At 63.5% G+C, this 14,887-nt stretch carries 12 protein-coding genes and 1 pseudogene; 12 read left to right on the top strand and 1 reads right to left on the bottom strand.

The genetic code is table 11. The features are described 5' to 3' along the window. The first annotated feature begins 530 nt into the window (after positions 1–530). The 3 genes from CKW37_RS13205 to CKW37_RS13195 are packed head-to-tail and all read left to right on the top strand — an operon-like array spanning position 531 to position 2,987. On the top strand, positions 531–1,556 hold the full coding sequence (locus CKW37_RS13205) for an aminoglycoside phosphotransferase family protein (protein ID WP_095156150.1): 1,026 nt from the start codon (positions 531–533) through the stop codon (positions 1,554–1,556). After that, complete coding sequence (gene murU / locus CKW37_RS13200; protein ID WP_095156149.1) at positions 1,553–2,224, top strand: N-acetylmuramate alpha-1-phosphate uridylyltransferase MurU; 672 nt, start codon at positions 1,553–1,555, stop codon at positions 2,222–2,224. The genes CKW37_RS13205 and murU overlap by 4 nt, the downstream gene beginning before the upstream one ends. A 1-nt stretch (position 2,225) precedes the next feature. Further along, positions 2,226–2,987, top strand: a complete 762-nt coding sequence (locus CKW37_RS13195; RefSeq protein ID WP_095156148.1) for a DnaJ domain-containing protein — start codon at positions 2,226–2,228, stop codon at positions 2,985–2,987. On the opposite strand, the gene CKW37_RS13190 is transcribed toward CKW37_RS13195, so the two are convergent. Continuing rightward, positions 2,984–3,982 (bottom strand): alpha/beta hydrolase family protein, encoded by a 999-nt coding sequence (locus CKW37_RS13190; RefSeq protein ID WP_095156147.1) that lies wholly within the window; start codon positions 3,980–3,982, stop codon positions 2,984–2,986. The genes CKW37_RS13195 and CKW37_RS13190 overlap by 4 nt on opposite strands. 94 nt (positions 3,983–4,076) lie before the next feature. Here CKW37_RS13190 and CKW37_RS13185 point away from each other — a divergent pair, with 94 nt between their 5' ends. The 9 genes and pseudogenes from CKW37_RS13185 (at position 4,077) to trpE (ending at position 14,870) form a co-directional block, all read left to right on the top strand. After that, positions 4,077–6,461 carry a PAS domain S-box protein gene (locus CKW37_RS13185; protein WP_095156146.1) on the top strand — a complete coding sequence of 795 codons (2,385 nt, stop codon included), beginning with the start codon at positions 4,077–4,079 and terminating at the stop codon, positions 6,459–6,461. Between the two features lie 15 nt (positions 6,462–6,476). Then, positions 6,477–7,106 carry a response regulator transcription factor gene (locus CKW37_RS13180; RefSeq protein WP_095156145.1) on the top strand — a complete coding sequence of 210 codons (630 nt, stop codon included), beginning with the start codon at positions 6,477–6,479 and terminating at the stop codon, positions 7,104–7,106. Between the two features lie 244 nt (positions 7,107–7,350). Continuing rightward, positions 7,351–8,475, top strand: a complete 1,125-nt coding sequence (locus tag CKW37_RS13175) for an ABC transporter ATP-binding protein (protein ID WP_095156144.1) — start codon at positions 7,351–7,353, stop codon at positions 8,473–8,475. Positions 8,476–8,515: 40 nt separating this feature from the next. Beyond that, the gene (locus CKW37_RS13170; protein WP_095156143.1) at positions 8,516–9,550 is read left to right on the top strand and encodes an ABC transporter substrate-binding protein; all 1,035 of its coding nucleotides are present in this window, start codon (positions 8,516–8,518) and stop codon (positions 9,548–9,550) included. A gap of 67 nt (positions 9,551–9,617) precedes the next feature. After that, positions 9,618–10,865 (top strand): ABC transporter permease, encoded by a 1,248-nt coding sequence (locus CKW37_RS13165; RefSeq protein ID WP_095156142.1) that lies wholly within the window; start codon positions 9,618–9,620, stop codon positions 10,863–10,865. An 11-nt stretch (positions 10,866–10,876) separates the two neighbouring features. Beyond that, the gene (locus tag CKW37_RS13160) at positions 10,877–11,704 is read left to right on the top strand and encodes an ABC transporter permease (RefSeq protein WP_095156141.1); all 828 of its coding nucleotides are present in this window, start codon (positions 10,877–10,879) and stop codon (positions 11,702–11,704) included. Positions 11,705–11,827: 123 nt separating this feature from the next. Next, positions 11,828–12,502, top strand: coding sequence for a ribulose-phosphate 3-epimerase (gene rpe, locus CKW37_RS13155; protein WP_095156140.1), 675 nt, complete (start codon positions 11,828–11,830; stop codon positions 12,500–12,502). After that, positions 12,499–13,316 (top strand): annotated as a pseudogene (locus tag CKW37_RS13150) (phosphoglycolate phosphatase). The gene rpe and the pseudogene CKW37_RS13150 overlap by 4 nt, the downstream one beginning before the upstream one ends. Positions 13,317–13,388: 72 nt before the next feature. Beyond that, a complete protein-coding gene (trpE, locus tag CKW37_RS13145; RefSeq protein ID WP_095156139.1) occupies positions 13,389–14,870 on the top strand; it encodes an anthranilate synthase component I in 1,482 nt (493 codons plus the stop codon). Positions 14,871–14,887: the final 17 nt, after the last annotated feature.

The following is a 14,887-nucleotide window of genomic DNA, read 5'->3' as shown; positions in this document are numbered from 1 at the left end:
GCCGCAGCCCATCGATTAGAGGTGACTTTCCCGCCGAGGCGAGATGGTCGCCTCAAGGCAATGGATTGATCTGGCAGGGCGGCGGAATGCCGTGACCTGTTTGAGGAACTCGGATAAAACTCTGCTCGTGAGAGAGAATTTTCAGTTCGAAGCCCTGTCAGACGGGTTTCCAAGCTGCCCCGACTGGGGATGAGAGAGCCAAGAAGTGGCTGGTGACTTGTGCTGTTTCTTAGATTTAAGACCTATATTTCAAGGGCTTAGGTTCTAAAGGTACAGCTACCTACCAAGCACAACACGAACCATGCCGTGTCGCACAAGATGCTGGATAATAAAGCATGACCCGCTTGGCGGCTAGGCTCTCTACGAAATGCGTCCCGGCTCGCTTGCGTTGCGTTGTAAATGCGCTCGGAATGCCCCTCTACAACCGGTAAAGTCGGGCGCGCCCGCGGCCTTCGTTGCCTGTTTTGGCCTTGCCTGGCCTTCGTTCGAATACATTTTTCCAGAGCCCTGGGCCGTTGGAGACCCTTGTAATGCCCGATCACGATGTACGTCTGCAGCACCTCAACGTCTGGCTCGATGAGCAACTTGCACGTCTTTTCCAACAGCAGGGCTGGGGTCCGGTTCCCGCCGGCAGCCTGACGGCCGCCAGCAGCGATGCGAGTTTCCGCCGCTACTTCCGCTGGCAGGCCGATGGCCGCAGCTTCATCGTGATGGACGCACCGCCGCCCCAGGAGAACTGCCGTCCTTTCGTCGATATCGCCCGCCTGCTGGCCAGTGCCAATGTCAATGTGCCGGTTATTCATGGTGAAGACCTGGAGCGCGGCTTCCTTTTGCTGAGCGACCTGGGCAACCAGACCTACCTCGATGTGATCGACACCGGCAATGCCGACGCCTTGTTCCACGACGCGATCGACGCACTGCTCGCCTTCCAGCACCTGCCCATGGACGCTCCGCTGCCGAGCTACGATGTGGCGCTGCTGCGCCGCGAGCTTGAGTTGTTCCCCGAGTGGTATGTCGGCCGTGAGCTCAGCGTGACCCTCGATGAGCAGCAGGCCGCAGCCTGGCAGCGCATCAGCAGCCTGCTGATCGACAGCGCTTTGGCCCAGCCGAAGGTCCTGGTGCACCGCGACTACATGCCGCGCAACCTGATGCGCAGTGTGCCGAACCCCGGCGTACTGGACTTCCAGGACGCCGTCTACGGTCCGGTCACCTATGACATCACTTGCCTGTTCAAGGACGCCTTCCTCAGTTGGCCGCAGCCGCAGGTGCTCGGCTGGCTGCGCGACTACTGGCAACGTGCCCAGGCCGAAGGCATCCCGGTGCAGGCGGATTTCGAGGACTTCCATCGCGCCAGCGACCTGATGGGCGTGCAGCGCCATCTGAAAGTGATCGGGATCTTCGCCCGTATCTGCCACCGCGACGGCAAGCCGCGCTACCTCGCCGACGTGCCGCGTTTCTTTGCCTATATAGATGAAGTGATTTCCCGGCGGCCGGAGTTGGCCGAACTGGGCGAATTGATCGTCAGTCTTCGCGCGGCTGCGGAGGCGCGTCCATGAAGGCGATGATCCTCGCGGCCGGCAAGGGCGAACGGATGCGTCCGCTGACCCTGCACACGCCAAAGCCGCTGGTGCCGGTGGCGGGTGTGCCGTTGATCGAATATCACCTGCGCGCGCTGGCGGCGGCAGGATTCACCGAAGTCGTCATCAACCATGCCTGGCTTGGCCAGCAGATCGAGGACCACCTCGGCGATGGTTCGCGGTGGGGGCTGAGCATCCGCTTCTCCGCCGAGGGCGAGCCGCTGGAAACCGGTGGTGGGATCTTCAAGGCCTTGCCGCTGCTGGGTGACGAGCCGTTCGTGCTGGTCAACGGTGATATCTGGACCGACTACGACTTCACCCGCCTGCGCCAGCCGCTGCAAGGGCAGGCGCATCTGGTGCTGGTGGACAATCCCGGGCATCACGGCGCCGGCGATTTCCGCCTGGATGCCGGAGAAGTGCGCGACGGTGAGGGTGCCAGCGATACCTTGACCTACAGCGGTATCGCCGTGATCCATCCGGCGCTGTTTGCCGGTTGCCAGGCGGGCGCTTTCAAATTGGCTCCACTGCTGCGTCACGCCATGGCTTCCGGCCAGGTCAGCGGCGAGCATTTCCGTGGGCACTGGGTGGATGTCGGGACGCTGGAGCGTCTTGCCGAAGTCGAGCACCTGCTCGCTGAGCAGCGCTGAGATGTTGTGGCCGAGCACAGTGATTGGTGCCGGAGCCGGCTTTGCCCTCGCCAGTATTCCTGGCGCGTTGCTGGGGGCGTTGCTCGGCCAGGCGATGGACCGCCGACTGCAATTGCACAGTTGGGCGCACCTGCGGGAAAAGCTGGGCGGGCGTCCGGTGCTGCGGGACGACGAAGTGCTGTTCGTGCTACTGGGGCGCCTTGCCAAAAGCGGCGGCCGGGTGCTCGAAGGGCATATTCAGCAGGCGCGCCACGAGATGCAGCGGCTTGAGATGGACACCGCCGGCCGCAAGAAGGCCATCGCCGCGTTCAATCGCGGCAAGGCCGGGCGCGAAAAAGTGGACGGGCACCTGCGCCGCCTGAAGGAACAGCCGCATGCTGCCGAAGGCGTATTGCGTGCCTGTTGCCGCATGGCCTGGGCCGAAGGCCGTGCCGGGCGCGAACAGAAGGAACTGCTGGTGAACTGGGGGCAGCAACTGGGCTGGTCGGCGGCCAAGGTGCAGGCGCTGGCGGGTGACTACGAGCCGCGCAAAGCTGCGCTTGAGGGGGCGGGCAGTTATCCCGAGGCGTTGCGCTTGCTCGGTGTGACGGCGGAGGCCGAGCCCGGCCAGATCAAGCAAGCCTACCGGCGCCTGCTGAGCCGCCATCATCCGGACAAGCTGCAGGGCAGCGGCGCCAGCCCGGCCCGGGTCCGCGAGGCGACCGAGCGCACGCGGGAACTGCATCAGGCCTACTCAATCATCCGCAAGCGCCACGGTTTTTAGTCCACCTGACTCGGGCTCAACCATCCGCGAATCCGCCTGAACAATTGCTCCTGCTCTGCAGTGCGGTTGCCGGGCATCGCGGTCAGCGCCACTTGCCGGTAGTTGCTGTCCTTGAGTCGCTTGCTGGCCTGCAGGCGTTGTCTTGCTGCCTGACGGGCCTGTTCCTGATCGCTGTAATAGAAGTCGGCGGTCGGCACTTTCAGCGACGGGGTCAGGCTGTCCAGGCTGTGTTCGGCCTTCGGCGGTGTCTGTGCGGCCACCAGCACCAGTTTCTGCACCTGGGCTGGCTGGCGTTCGCTCAGGTAACGGGTCGCCCAGTAGGCGCCGCTGCCATTTCCGATCACGACAATACTGCGCGCGTTCTGCTGCTGGGCGTAGGCCACGGCGGCATCGAGTCGGGCGAAAATCCGTTCGGCGTCGGTGCTGTCACTGCTTGCACCGCCGCCCGCTACACCAGGTGCGTCAGGAGTTTCCGCTTCCGGCGCGGTGGCCTGGGCGATGTTGGCGTTGGCGTCGGCGGGCGTGTCTTTCGCCGGTGCGGCTTTGCTGGTGTCAGCGGCTTCCGGTGCAGGTGCGGGACTTTCGCTGCGGGCAACCGGGCTTTCGGTCAGCAGGTCGGGCAACGACAGACTCAGGGTGCCCCACTCGGCATCGGGAAACTTGCGCCGCAGCGGGCCGACGGTCTTCGGCCAGTCGGCGGTTTCTCCCGCGCCGGCGAGAATTACCAGAACGCCATGGGGAGAAGGGCTATTGGCCGGCTTCCACAAGGCCAGGAAGCTATCGCTGCCGGCTTGCAGGGTTTGCTGTTCTTCCTTGGGCACCTGACGTTCCAGCGCCAGCGCGTCTTCCTGACTCCGCTCGGCCAGCGGCTGACGTTGAACTACGGCGGCGTCCTTCGTGGTTTCTGGCGTTTTGCCATCCTCGGCGAGCACGGTACACGGTAGTATCAAGGTCAGGCATAACGTAGGAAGCGTCGTGCGATAGAGTGAGAACATTGATCGATCCAGGCCAGAATGATACCGGCAGCCTAATGGTATTTGTCCGGAACGGCCACGCCTCGCGACCGTCCTTCTATTGACGAGATTCAAGATGATTCGTTTGTGCCGTCTGTGGGTTATCGGCTGTTTTTGCTTGCCCTTGATTGTCTGGGCCGCGCCCGCGCCGACTACGGTGCAGTTGGACCTGGCGCAACGGCAGTGGCTTGAGCAGCACCGCAGCCTGCGGGTCGGCATGGTGCTGCAAGCCCCCTTTGCCCAGTTCGACCGGCGTTTGCAGCAGCTGTCCGGGGTCAACGTCGAGCTGATGAACATGCTCGCCCGCAGCCTTGGCCTGGACCTGACCTGGCGCAATTTCTCCGATCAGGCCGAACTCGAACGGGCGCTGGCCGGCGGCGAGGTCGACCTGGCACCGGGCCTGACCCAGACGCCCGCAGGCCTGCGCCTATGGTTGTTCAGCGATCCGTACATGCGCGTGCCGCAGCTGATCGTCGGTCCGCGCAGCGGTGCGGTGGCGGTGGATCTGGAGAAGATCGGCGACGTCGAACGGGTCGCCGTGCGCATGCCCAGCGCCGTGGCCGACTACCTGCGCGCCACCTATTCCAATCTCAACCTGCAAGGCGTGCCGGGCGAGCGCCAGGCCCTGCAACTGGTGGTCGGCGAGCAGGCGCGCTACGCGGTGGTGGATGAGGCGCAACTGAGCCGGCTGTCGCGGGAGAGCGAATTCAGCGAGCTGGCGGTGGTCGGCGATATCGGTTTCCCGCAGTTGCTCCGGGTTGCCTCGCGGCGCGACTGGCCGCTCTTGGCGGACATCCTCGAGCGCGGCCTGCAGGCCATTCCGGCCAAGGAACTGGAGCAGCTTCACGCGCGCTGGCTGCAGCCCAAATACCCGCGGTTGAGCGAGTCGCCGGGTTTCTGGCAAAACCTCGCGCTGCTGTTCGCCGCGCTGTTTTTCAGCGGGGTGGCCATCATCATTTGGCAGCGCCGCCAGCAGCATTTCCTTGAGCACAGCCTGCTGACCGCGCGGGAAGACCTGGCCCAGCGGTTGTCCCGCGAAGAGGAACTGCGCCTCAGCCAGTTCTCTCTCGATCAGAGCACGGTGGGCATTCTCTGGGTGCACTGGGACAGCCATGTGCGCTATGCCAACCACGCCGTGGAAACGATGCTCGGCTATCAGCCGGGGGCGATGGCCGAGCGGCCGTTGATCGACTTCGATCCTGAGCTGCACATGGACCGCTGGCTGGATTTGTGGAAGCGCGCGCGGGCCAGCGATGAGTCCGCCCAGCGTTTCGAAACCCGCTGGCTGCGCGCCGATGGCAGCTTGCTGCCGGTGGACATGTCGCTGAGCTTCCTGCGCTTTCGTGATGCCGAGTACCTGGTGGTGTTCCTCACCGACGTGACCGAACGCCGCCGTGCCGAAGCCGCCCAGCGCGAAAGCGAGGCACGGCTCAAGGGCATCGCCGCCAACGTGCCGGGGCTGGTGTTCCGCCTGGAGCGCGATCCCGGCATCGACGAATTGGAATTTCCCTACATCAGTGAAGGCAGCGAGGCGCTGGTCGGCTACGCGCCGGCAGAAATCCAGCACCCGGACATGGGCCTGCGCAGCCTGGTCCACAGCGCCGACCGCGCCGACTATCACCGTGTCCAGGATCAGGCGCTGGCCAGCGACAGCGACTGGTCCTGGCAGGGGCGCATCCTCACCCGCCAGGGCGAACAGCGCTGGGCAGATATCAAGGCCAGTGCCCGCAAACTCAGCGGTGGCCGGGTGGTCTGGGACGGTATCGTCTGGGACATCACCCAGAGCAAGCAGGTCGAGCTGGAACTGGCCCGTTCCCAGGAGCAACTGCGGGAACTGGCTGCACACCTGGAAAGCGTGCGAGAGGAAGAAAAGGCGCGGATTGCCCGGGAAGTCCATGACGAGTTGGGGCAGATGCTCACAGTGTTGAAACTGGAGACATCAATGTGCGAACTGGCCTACGCCGACCTCGACCCGGGTCTGACGGAGCGGTTGGGCAGCATGAAGCGTCTGATCGCCCAACTGTTCCAGTTGGTCCGCGATGTGGCCACGGCCTTGCGGCCGCCGATTCTCGATGCGGGCATCGCTTCGGCGATCGAATGGCAGGCCCAGCGTTTCGAAGCGCGCACGCAGATTCCGTGTCTGGTGCAGGTCCCGGAAAACCTGCCGCCGCTCAGCGATGCCAAGGCCACCAGCCTGTTCCGCGTGTTGCAGGAGGCGCTGACCAATGTCATGCGCCATGCCCAGGCGCATACTGTCGAAATAACACTGCACCTCGACGGCCCCATGCTGTGCCTGATTATCAGCGACGATGGCCTTGGGTTCGTGCGGGACGACAGCCGTCCCACTTCCTTCGGGCTGGTGGGCATGCGCGAGCGGGTGTTGATGCTCGGTGGTGACATGCACCTTGAAAGCGAGCCGGGCGAGGGCACCAGCCTGCGCGTGCGCATACCTCTGGATTGAGACAGGAGCGAAAAAGTGATTCGAGTTCTGGTTGCCGAAGACCACACCATCGTGCGCGAAGGCATCAAGCAACTGATTGGCCTGGCCAAGGACATGCAGGTGGTGGGCGAGGCGGGCAACGGCGAGCAGTTGCTGGAGACGCTGCGGCACACCGCCTGCGAAGTGGTCTTGCTGGATATTTCCATGCCCGGGGTTAATGGCCTGGAGGCGATCCCGCGGATTCGCGCGTTGAACTCGCCGCCAGCGATCCTGGTGCTGTCGATGCACGACGAAGCGCAGATGGCGGCGCGGGCATTGAAAGTCGGTGCTGCAGGCTATGCCACCAAGGACAGCGACCCGGCGCTGTTGCTCACCGCCATTCGCCGCGTGGCCGGCGGCGGGCGCTATATCGACCCGGACCTGGCCGACCGCATGGTCTTCGAAGTCGGCCTCACGGATGCCCGGCCGCTGCATTCGCTGTTGTCGGAGCGCGAGTTCTCGGTGTTCGAGCGTTTGGCCCAGGGCGCCAACGTCAACGACATCGCCCAGCAGCTGGCGCTGAGCAACAAGACCATCAGCACCCACAAGGCGCGGCTGATGCAGAAGCTCAACGTGACGTCGTTGGCGGAATTGGTGAAGTACGCGATGGAGCACAAGCTGCTCTGACTGTTCTGAAAGCGACAGGGATTGCGGTGTTCCCTTTCGCGAGCAAGCTCGCTCCTACCGGGGGGAGTGTGGGGGCGCGCTTGCTCGCGAAGGGGTGCATACCTAAAACCGCCATCCTTGTAGGGCAATTCCTACAGTCACCTTTCCACCCGGCTGATATCAATCTCTCAGCCCCGCCGATTTGCGCCACCCCGGCCCTTCTTTACGCTTGGATCACAGCAGTCATCCAATAAAAGGTGCGGGTATGAGTGAGGTCAATTCGAGCGCTGGAACCGGCGAAGTGCTGGTCAGCTTCCGTGGTGTGCAGAAGAGCTACGACGGCGAATCGCTGATCGTCAAAGACCTCAACCTGGACATTCGCAAGGGCGAGTTCCTGACCCTGCTCGGCCCGTCCGGTTCGGGCAAGACCACCAGCCTGATGATGCTGGCCGGTTTCGAGACGCCGACCGCTGGCGAGATCCAGCTGGCCGGCCGTTCGATCAACAACGTGCCGCCGCATAAACGCGACATCGGCATGGTCTTCCAGAACTACGCACTGTTCCCACACATGACCGTGGCCGAGAACCTGGCGTTCCCCCTCACCGTGCGCAACCTGAGCAAGACCGACGTCAGCGAGCGGGTCAAGCGCGTGCTGAACATGGTCCAGCTCGATGCCTTCGCCCAGCGCTATCCGGGCCAGCTTTCCGGTGGTCAGCAGCAGCGTGTGGCCCTGGCCCGGGCGTTGGTGTTCGAGCCGCAACTGGTGCTGATGGACGAACCCCTCGGCGCGCTGGACAAGCAACTGCGTGAACACATGCAGATGGAGATCAAACACCTGCACCAGCGCCTGGGCGTGACCGTGGTCTACGTGACCCACGACCAGGGCGAAGCGCTGACCATGTCCGACCGCGTGGCGGTATTCCACCAGGGCGAGATCCAGCAGATCGCCGACCCGCGCACCCTCTACGAAGAGCCGAAGAACACCTTCGTCGCCAACTTCATCGGCGAGAACAACCGCATCAACGGTCGCTTGCTCAGCCGTGACGGCGACCGCTGCCTGGTGTCCCTGGCCCGCGGCGAGAAAGTCGAGGCGCTGGCGGTCAACGTCGGTGAGCCAGGCGAGCCGGTGACCCTGTCGGTGCGTCCGGAACGCGTACGCCTGAACGGCCACAGCGAAAGCTGCGTCAACCGTTTCTCTGGCCGGGTGGCCGAATTCATCTACCTGGGCGACCACGTGCGGGTACGCCTGGAAGTTTGCGGCAAGGCCGATTTCTTCGTGAAGCAGCCTATCGCCGAACTCGACCCGGCCCTGGCCGTGGGCGACGTGGTACCACTGGGCTGGGCGGTCGAGCACGGACGTGCGCTCGATCCGCTCCTGGAAGCCCAATGAGGTTTGCGATACCAACCCCTGCAACGTGGAGAAAATAAGAATGCTCAAGCACTTGAAGTTGACCGCACTGACTCTGGGACTGTTCGCTGCGACCCAGGCGATGGCGGCAAGCGATCTGACCGTGATTTCCTTCGGCGGCGCCAACAAGGCGGCCCAGGTCAAGGCGTTCTACGAGCCGTGGGAAAAGGCGGGCAACGGCAAGATCGTCGCGGGTGAATACAACGGTGAGATGGCCAAGGTCAAAGCCATGGTCGACACCAAAAGCGTGTCCTGGAACCTGGTGGAAGTCGAATCGCCGGAACTGGCTCGCGGCTGCGACGAAGGCATGTTCGAAGAGCTGGATCCTGCGCTGTTCGGCGATGAGTCCGACTACGTTCCCGGCGCTATCCAGCCGTGCGGCGTAGGCTTCTTCGTCTGGTCCACGGTCATGGCCTACAACGCCGACAAACTGAAGACCGCGCCAACCAGCTGGAAAGACTTCTGGGACACCAAGAACTTCCCGGGCAAGCGCGGCCTGCGCAAGGGCGCCAAGTACACCCTGGAATTCGCCCTGATGGCCGACGGCGTTGCGCCGAAGGACGTCTACAAGGTGCTCGGCACCAAGGAAGGCCAGGACCGCGCCTTCAAGAAACTCGACGAACTGAAACCGAGCATCCAGTGGTGGGAAGCCGGCGCCCAGCCGCCGCAGTATCTGGCCTCGGGTGACGTGGTGATGAGCTCGGCCTACAACGGCCGGATCGCCGCGGTACAGAAAGAAAGCAACCTGAAAGTGGTGTGGAACGGCGGCATCTACGACTTCGACGCCTGGGCCATTCCGAAGGGCGCGAAAAACGCCGAAGAGGCGAAAAAGTTCATCGCCTACTCGGTCAAGCCTGAGCAGCAGAAGATCTACTCGGAAAACATCGCCTACGGTCCGGCCAACTCCAAGGCGGTCGCGCTGCTGTCCGACGAGATCAAGAAGGACATGCCGACCACCCCGGAAAACATCGCCAACCAGGTGCAGATCGACGTGGCGTTCTGGGCTGACAACAGCGAACAGTTGGAGCAACGCTTCAACGCCTGGGCGGCCAAGTAAGCCGTGCTGACAGGGCGCCGGTGCTGACACCGGCGCCCCCTGTTTCCAAGATTTTCCGGAGTTCGCTATGGCCATCGCAGTGCCCCTCAAAGAAGGCGCAGGTTCCAACCTCAAGCAGCGTCTGGCGCGTGCCGAGCGGGTCAACCGCTGGAAGGCGCAGGCGCTGATCGCGCCCCTGGCGCTGTTTCTGTTGCTGGTGTTTCTCGTGCCGATTGCCGCGCTGCTGTACAAGAGCGTCGGTAACCCCGAGGTCGTCAGTGGCCTGCCGCGCACCGTGGTCGCCGTGGCCGAGTGGGATGGCAAGAGCCTGCCGGGCGAGCCCGTGTACAAGGCGTTGAGCGAAGACCTCGCCGAATCGCGCAAGAACCAGACCCTGGGCGATCTGTCCAAGCGTCTGAACATGGAACTGGCCGGCTACCGCAGCCTCCTGGCGAAAACCGCCCGGGCCCTGCCGTTCAAGACCGAACCGGCTTCCTATAAAGATGCCATGCAAGAGCTGGACGAGCGCTGGGGCGACCCCGCCTACTGGCAGGCGATCCGCCGCAACACCAGCAGCGTGACCCCGTTTTATCTGCTGGCAGCCGTCGACCATCGCATCGACGACCTGGGCGAACTGGCCCCGGCCACCCCGGACCAGGCCATTTACCTGGACATCTTCACCCGTACCCTGTGGATGGGCTTCGTCATCACCGCCATCTGCCTGGTGCTGGCTTACCCATTGGCGTACCTGCTGGCCAACCTGCCGACCCGGCAGAGCAACCTGCTGATGATTCTGGTGCTGCTGCCCTTCTGGACGTCGATTCTGGTGCGGGTTGCCGCGTGGATCGTGCTGCTGCAATCGGGCGGACTGATCAACAGCGCGCTGATGGCGCTGGGGATCATCGACAAGCCGCTGGAACTGGTGTTCAACCGCACCGGCGTGTACATCTCGATGGTGCACATCCTGCTGCCGTTCATGATCCTGCCGATCTACAGCGTGATGAAAGGCATCTCGCCGACCTACATGCGGGCCGCGATCTCGTTGGGTTGCCATCCGTTCACCAGCTTCTGGCGCGTGTACTTCCCGCAGACCTACGCCGGTGTCGGCGCCGGTTGCCTGCTGGTGTTCATCATGGCCATTGGTTACTACATCACCCCGGCACTGCTGGGCAGCCCGAACGACCAGATGGTCAGCTACTTCGTGGCGTTCTACACCAACACCAGCATCAACTGGGGCATGGCGACCGCACTGGGCGGCCTGCTGTTGCTGGCCACTGTGCTGCTGTACCTGATCTATAGCTGGCTGGTCGGCTCCAGCCGCCTGCGTCTGAGCTGAGGAGCGAATTCATGCTGAGCCCCTACATGTCGCCCGTCGAGCGGGTCTGGTTCTACAGTTTGCGCATTCTCTGCGGCCTGATCCTGCTGTTCCTGGTGTTGCCGGTGCTGGTGATCATCCCGTTGTCGTTCAACTCCGGCAGCTTCCTGGTCTATCCGCTGCAAGGCTTCTCGCTGCAGTGGTACCACAACTTCTTCGCCTCGGATGAGTGGATGCGGGCGTTGACCAACAGCATCATCGTCGCCCCGGCGGCCACCGCACTGGCGATGGTCTTCGGCACCCTGGCCTCGATCGGCCTGACCCGCGGGGACTTTCCCGGCAAGTCGCTGATCATGGCCCTGGTGATTTCGCCGATGGTGGTGCCGGTGGTGATCATCGGTGTGGCCAGCTACCTGTTCTTCGCGCCGCTGGGGCTGGGCAACAGCTTCATTTCGCTGATTCTGGTGCATGCGGTGCTGGGTGTGCCGTTCGTCATCATCACGGTGTCGGCGACCCTGCAGGGCTTCAACCACAACCTGGTGCGGGCCGCCGCGAGCCTGGGTGCTTCGCCGGTGACTGCATTCCGCCGGGTGACCCTGCCGCTGATCGCGCCGGGGGTGATTTCGGGGGCACTGTTCGCCTTCGCCACCTCGTTCGATGAAGTGGTGGTGACCCTGTTCCTCGCCGGTCCCGAGCAGGCCACCCTGCCACGGCAGATGTTCAGCGGTATCCGTGAGAACCTCAGCCCGACCATTGCCGCTGCAGCGACCCTGCTGATTGCTTTCTCGGTCGTTCTGCTGCTGACCCTGGAATGGCTGCGCGGTCGCAGTGAGAAAATGCGTACGCAACAACCGGAATGATCTTTCCTGGGGCCGGCCAGCCGGCCCCGGACTGCATCCGTCGAGGTGTTTGACACCGGGCAGCCCCAGGCCGGTTGCGTGAGGTACAATGCGCGCCACCGTGAAATTGCCTACAGGTGCGCCATGCAGCCCTTCGCTATTGCCCCCTCGATTCTTTCCGCCGACTTCGCCCGCCTGGGCGAGGAAGTCGATAACGTGCTGGCCTCCGGCGCCGACATCGTTCACTTCGACGTGATGGACAACCACTACGTGCCCAACCTGACCATCGGCCCGATGGTCTGCTCGGCGCTGCGCAAGCACGGCGTGACCGCGCCGATCGATGTGCACCTGATGGTCAGCCCGGTCGACCGCATCATCGGCGACTTCATCGAGGCTGGCGCCACCTACATCACCTTCCACCCGGATGCCACCCTGCACGTCGATCGCTCGCTGCAACTGATCCGCGACGGCGGTTGCAAGGCCGGTCTGGTGTTCAACCCGGCTGCTGGTCTGGAAGCGCTGAAGTATGTGATGGACAAGGTCGACATGATCCTGCTGATGAGCGTCAACCCAGGCTTTGGCGGCCAGAAGTTCATCCCCGGCACCCTCGACAAGCTGCGTGAAGCCCGCGCGCTGATCGACGCCAGCGGTCGCGATATCCGCCTGGAAATCGACGGTGGCGTGAACGTCAACAACATCCGCGAGATCGCCGCCGCTGGCGCCGACACCTTCGTTGCGGGCTCGGCGATCTTCAACACGCCGAACTACAAGGAAGTCATCGACAAGATGCGCGCCGAACTGGCTCAGGCCCGCCCATGAGCGGTTTCGAGCAGCTGTTCCCCGGGAGTCTGCCCAGGCTGGTGATGTTCGATCTGGACGGTACCCTTATCGACTCTGTCCCGGACCTGGCGGTGGCGGTCGATCGCATGCTGCTCGAAATGAATCGCGCGCCGGCCGGCATCGACGCGGTGCGCGAGTGGGTTGGCAATGGTGCTCCGGTGCTGGTGCGCCGGGCGCTGGCCGGTGGCATCGACCATAGCGCGGTGAGCGACGACGAGGCCGAGCGCGGTCTGGAAATCTTCATGGAAGCCTATGCCGAGAGCCACGACCTGACGGTGACCTACCCCGGGGTGCACGACACCCTCAAGTGGCTGCACCAGCAGAAAGTGGAAATGGCGCTGATCACCAACAAGCCGGAGCGCTTCGTCGGCCCGCTGCTGGACCAGATGCAGATCGGTCGCTATTTCCGATGGATCATCGGCGGTGACACGCTGCCGCAGAAGAAGCCGGACCCGGCGGCGCTGCTGTTTGTCATGCAGATGGCTGGCGTGCAGGCGCACGACGCCCTGTTCGTCGGTGACTCGCGCAGTGACGTGCAGGCGGCGAAGGCTGCGGGCGTACAGTGCGTCGGCCTGACCTACGGCTACAACCATGGCCGGCCAATCAGCGACGAATCGCCCGCCCTGGTGATCGACGATTTGCGCGCCTTGCTCCCGGTTGCTTCGGTGCAGCCACTGAGCTAACGTTGGCGGACCTCAATTCCCCCCTTGGTAGAGATTCCATCGTGGTAGCACCCGGCAAACTCTGGATGAAAGTCATCAAGGCCCTGGCCCGCTGGCGTTGGCGCGCCTGACTCCTCTCCGGCCGGCTCTGATCCGGCACGTTTGCCATTCGACTTTTCTTGCCCTACTGCCACGAGGCAATCATGATCCGCGACGAATTCCTGCGCCTGGCCGCTGCCGGCTATAACCGCATTCCCCTGGCCTGCGAAACCCTGGCCGACTTCGACACACCGCTGTCGATCTACCTGAAGCTCGCCGACCAACCCAACTCCTACCTGCTCGAATCGGTGCAAGGCGGCGAGAAGTGGGGCCGTTACTCGATCATCGGTTTGCCGTGCCGCACCGTGCTGAGGGTGTATGACCATCAGGTCCGGATCACCCACGACGGCGTCGAAATCGAGCGCCACGATGTGGAAGATCCGCTGGCCTTCGTCGAAGCCTTCAAGGAACGCTACAAGGTGCCGACCATTCCTGGCCTGCCGCGCTTCAACGGCGGCCTGGTCGGTTACTTCGGCTATGACTGCGTGCGGTATGTCGAGAAGCGCCTGGGCAAGTGCCCGAACCCGGATCCGCTGGGCGTGCCGGATATCCTGCTGATGGTGTCCGACGCGGTGGTGGTCTTCGATAACCTCGCCGGCAAGATGCACGCCATCGTTCTCGCCGATCCGTCCCAGGACGATGCCTACGAGCAAGGTCAGGCGCGACTGCAGGACCTGCTCGAACAACTGCGTCAGCCGATCACCCCGCGCCGTGGCCTCGACTTCAGCGGTGCGCAGGCTGCCGAGCCTGAGTTCCGCTCCAGTTTCACTCAGGCTGACTACGAGCGCGCCGTCGATACCATCAAGGAATACATTCTCGCCGGCGACTGCATGCAGGTCGTGCCGTCGCAACGGATGTCCATCGACTTCAAGGCCGCGCCGATCGACCTGTACCGGGCGCTGCGCTGCTTCAACCCGACGCCGTACATGTACTTCTTCAACTTTGGCGATTTCCACGTCGTCGGCAGCTCGCCGGAAGTGCTGGTGCGGGTCGAGGACAACCTGGTCACCGTGCGTCCGATTGCTGGCACCCGTCCACGTGGCGCCAACGAGGAAGCCGACCGGGCACTTGAAGAAGACCTGCTGTCCGATGACAAAGAGATCGCCGAGCACCTGATGCTGATCGACCTGGGCCGCAATGACGCGGGTCGTGTGTCGGAGACCGGCTCGGTCAAGGTCACCGAGAAGATGGTCATCGAGCGTTATTCCAACGTGATGCACATCGTTTCCAACGTCACCGGCCAACTGAAGAGCGGCCTGACCGCGATGGACGCGCTGCGCGCCATCCTGCCGGCGGGCACCTTGTCCGGTGCGCCGAAGATTCGCGCGATGGAAATCATCGACGAACTGGAGCCGGTCAAGCGTGGCGTCTACGGTGGCGCGGTGGGTTATTTCGCCTGGAACGGCAACATGGACACCGCCATTGCGATTCGCACCGCGGTGATCAAGGACGGCGAGCTGCATGTGCAGGCCGGTGGCGGCATCGTCGCCGACTCGGTGCCGGCGCTGGAGTGGGAGGAAACCATCAACAAGCGTCGCGCGATGTTCCGCGCGGTGGCGCTGGCTGAGCAGACGCCGAAACAGTGATGCCTGATCGCGAGCAA

Source organism: Pseudomonas sp. Irchel 3E13, assembly GCF_900187455.1.
Classification (GTDB): domain Bacteria; phylum Pseudomonadota; class Gammaproteobacteria; order Pseudomonadales; family Pseudomonadaceae; genus Aquipseudomonas.
Note: the sequence above shows the minus strand (reverse complement) of the source record. Positions and strands in the feature narration are given on the sequence as shown.

Excerpts from the sequence above, each read along its gene's own strand:
- CKW37_RS13205 (WP_095156150.1), top strand. The coding sequence starts at position 531 with ATGCCCGATCACGATGTACGTCTGCAGCACCTCAACGTCTGGCTCGAT.
- murU (WP_095156149.1), top strand. The coding sequence starts at position 1,553 with ATGAAGGCGATGATCCTCGCGGCCGGCAAGGGCGAACGGATGCGTCCG.
- CKW37_RS13195 (WP_095156148.1), top strand. The coding sequence starts at position 2,226 with ATGTTGTGGCCGAGCACAGTGATTGGTGCCGGAGCCGGCTTTGCCCTC.
- CKW37_RS13190 (WP_095156147.1), bottom strand. The coding sequence starts at position 3,982 with ATGTTCTCACTCTATCGCACGACGCTTCCTACGTTATGCCTGACCTTG.
- CKW37_RS13185 (WP_095156146.1), top strand. The coding sequence starts at position 4,077 with ATGATTCGTTTGTGCCGTCTGTGGGTTATCGGCTGTTTTTGCTTGCCC.
- CKW37_RS13175 (WP_095156144.1), top strand. The coding sequence starts at position 7,351 with ATGAGTGAGGTCAATTCGAGCGCTGGAACCGGCGAAGTGCTGGTCAGC.
- CKW37_RS13170 (WP_095156143.1), top strand. The coding sequence starts at position 8,516 with ATGCTCAAGCACTTGAAGTTGACCGCACTGACTCTGGGACTGTTCGCT.
- CKW37_RS13165 (WP_095156142.1), top strand. The coding sequence starts at position 9,618 with ATGGCCATCGCAGTGCCCCTCAAAGAAGGCGCAGGTTCCAACCTCAAG.
- CKW37_RS13160 (WP_095156141.1), top strand. The coding sequence starts at position 10,877 with ATGCTGAGCCCCTACATGTCGCCCGTCGAGCGGGTCTGGTTCTACAGT.
- rpe (WP_095156140.1), top strand. The coding sequence starts at position 11,828 with ATGCAGCCCTTCGCTATTGCCCCCTCGATTCTTTCCGCCGACTTCGCC.
- trpE (WP_095156139.1), top strand. The coding sequence starts at position 13,389 with ATGATCCGCGACGAATTCCTGCGCCTGGCCGCTGCCGGCTATAACCGC.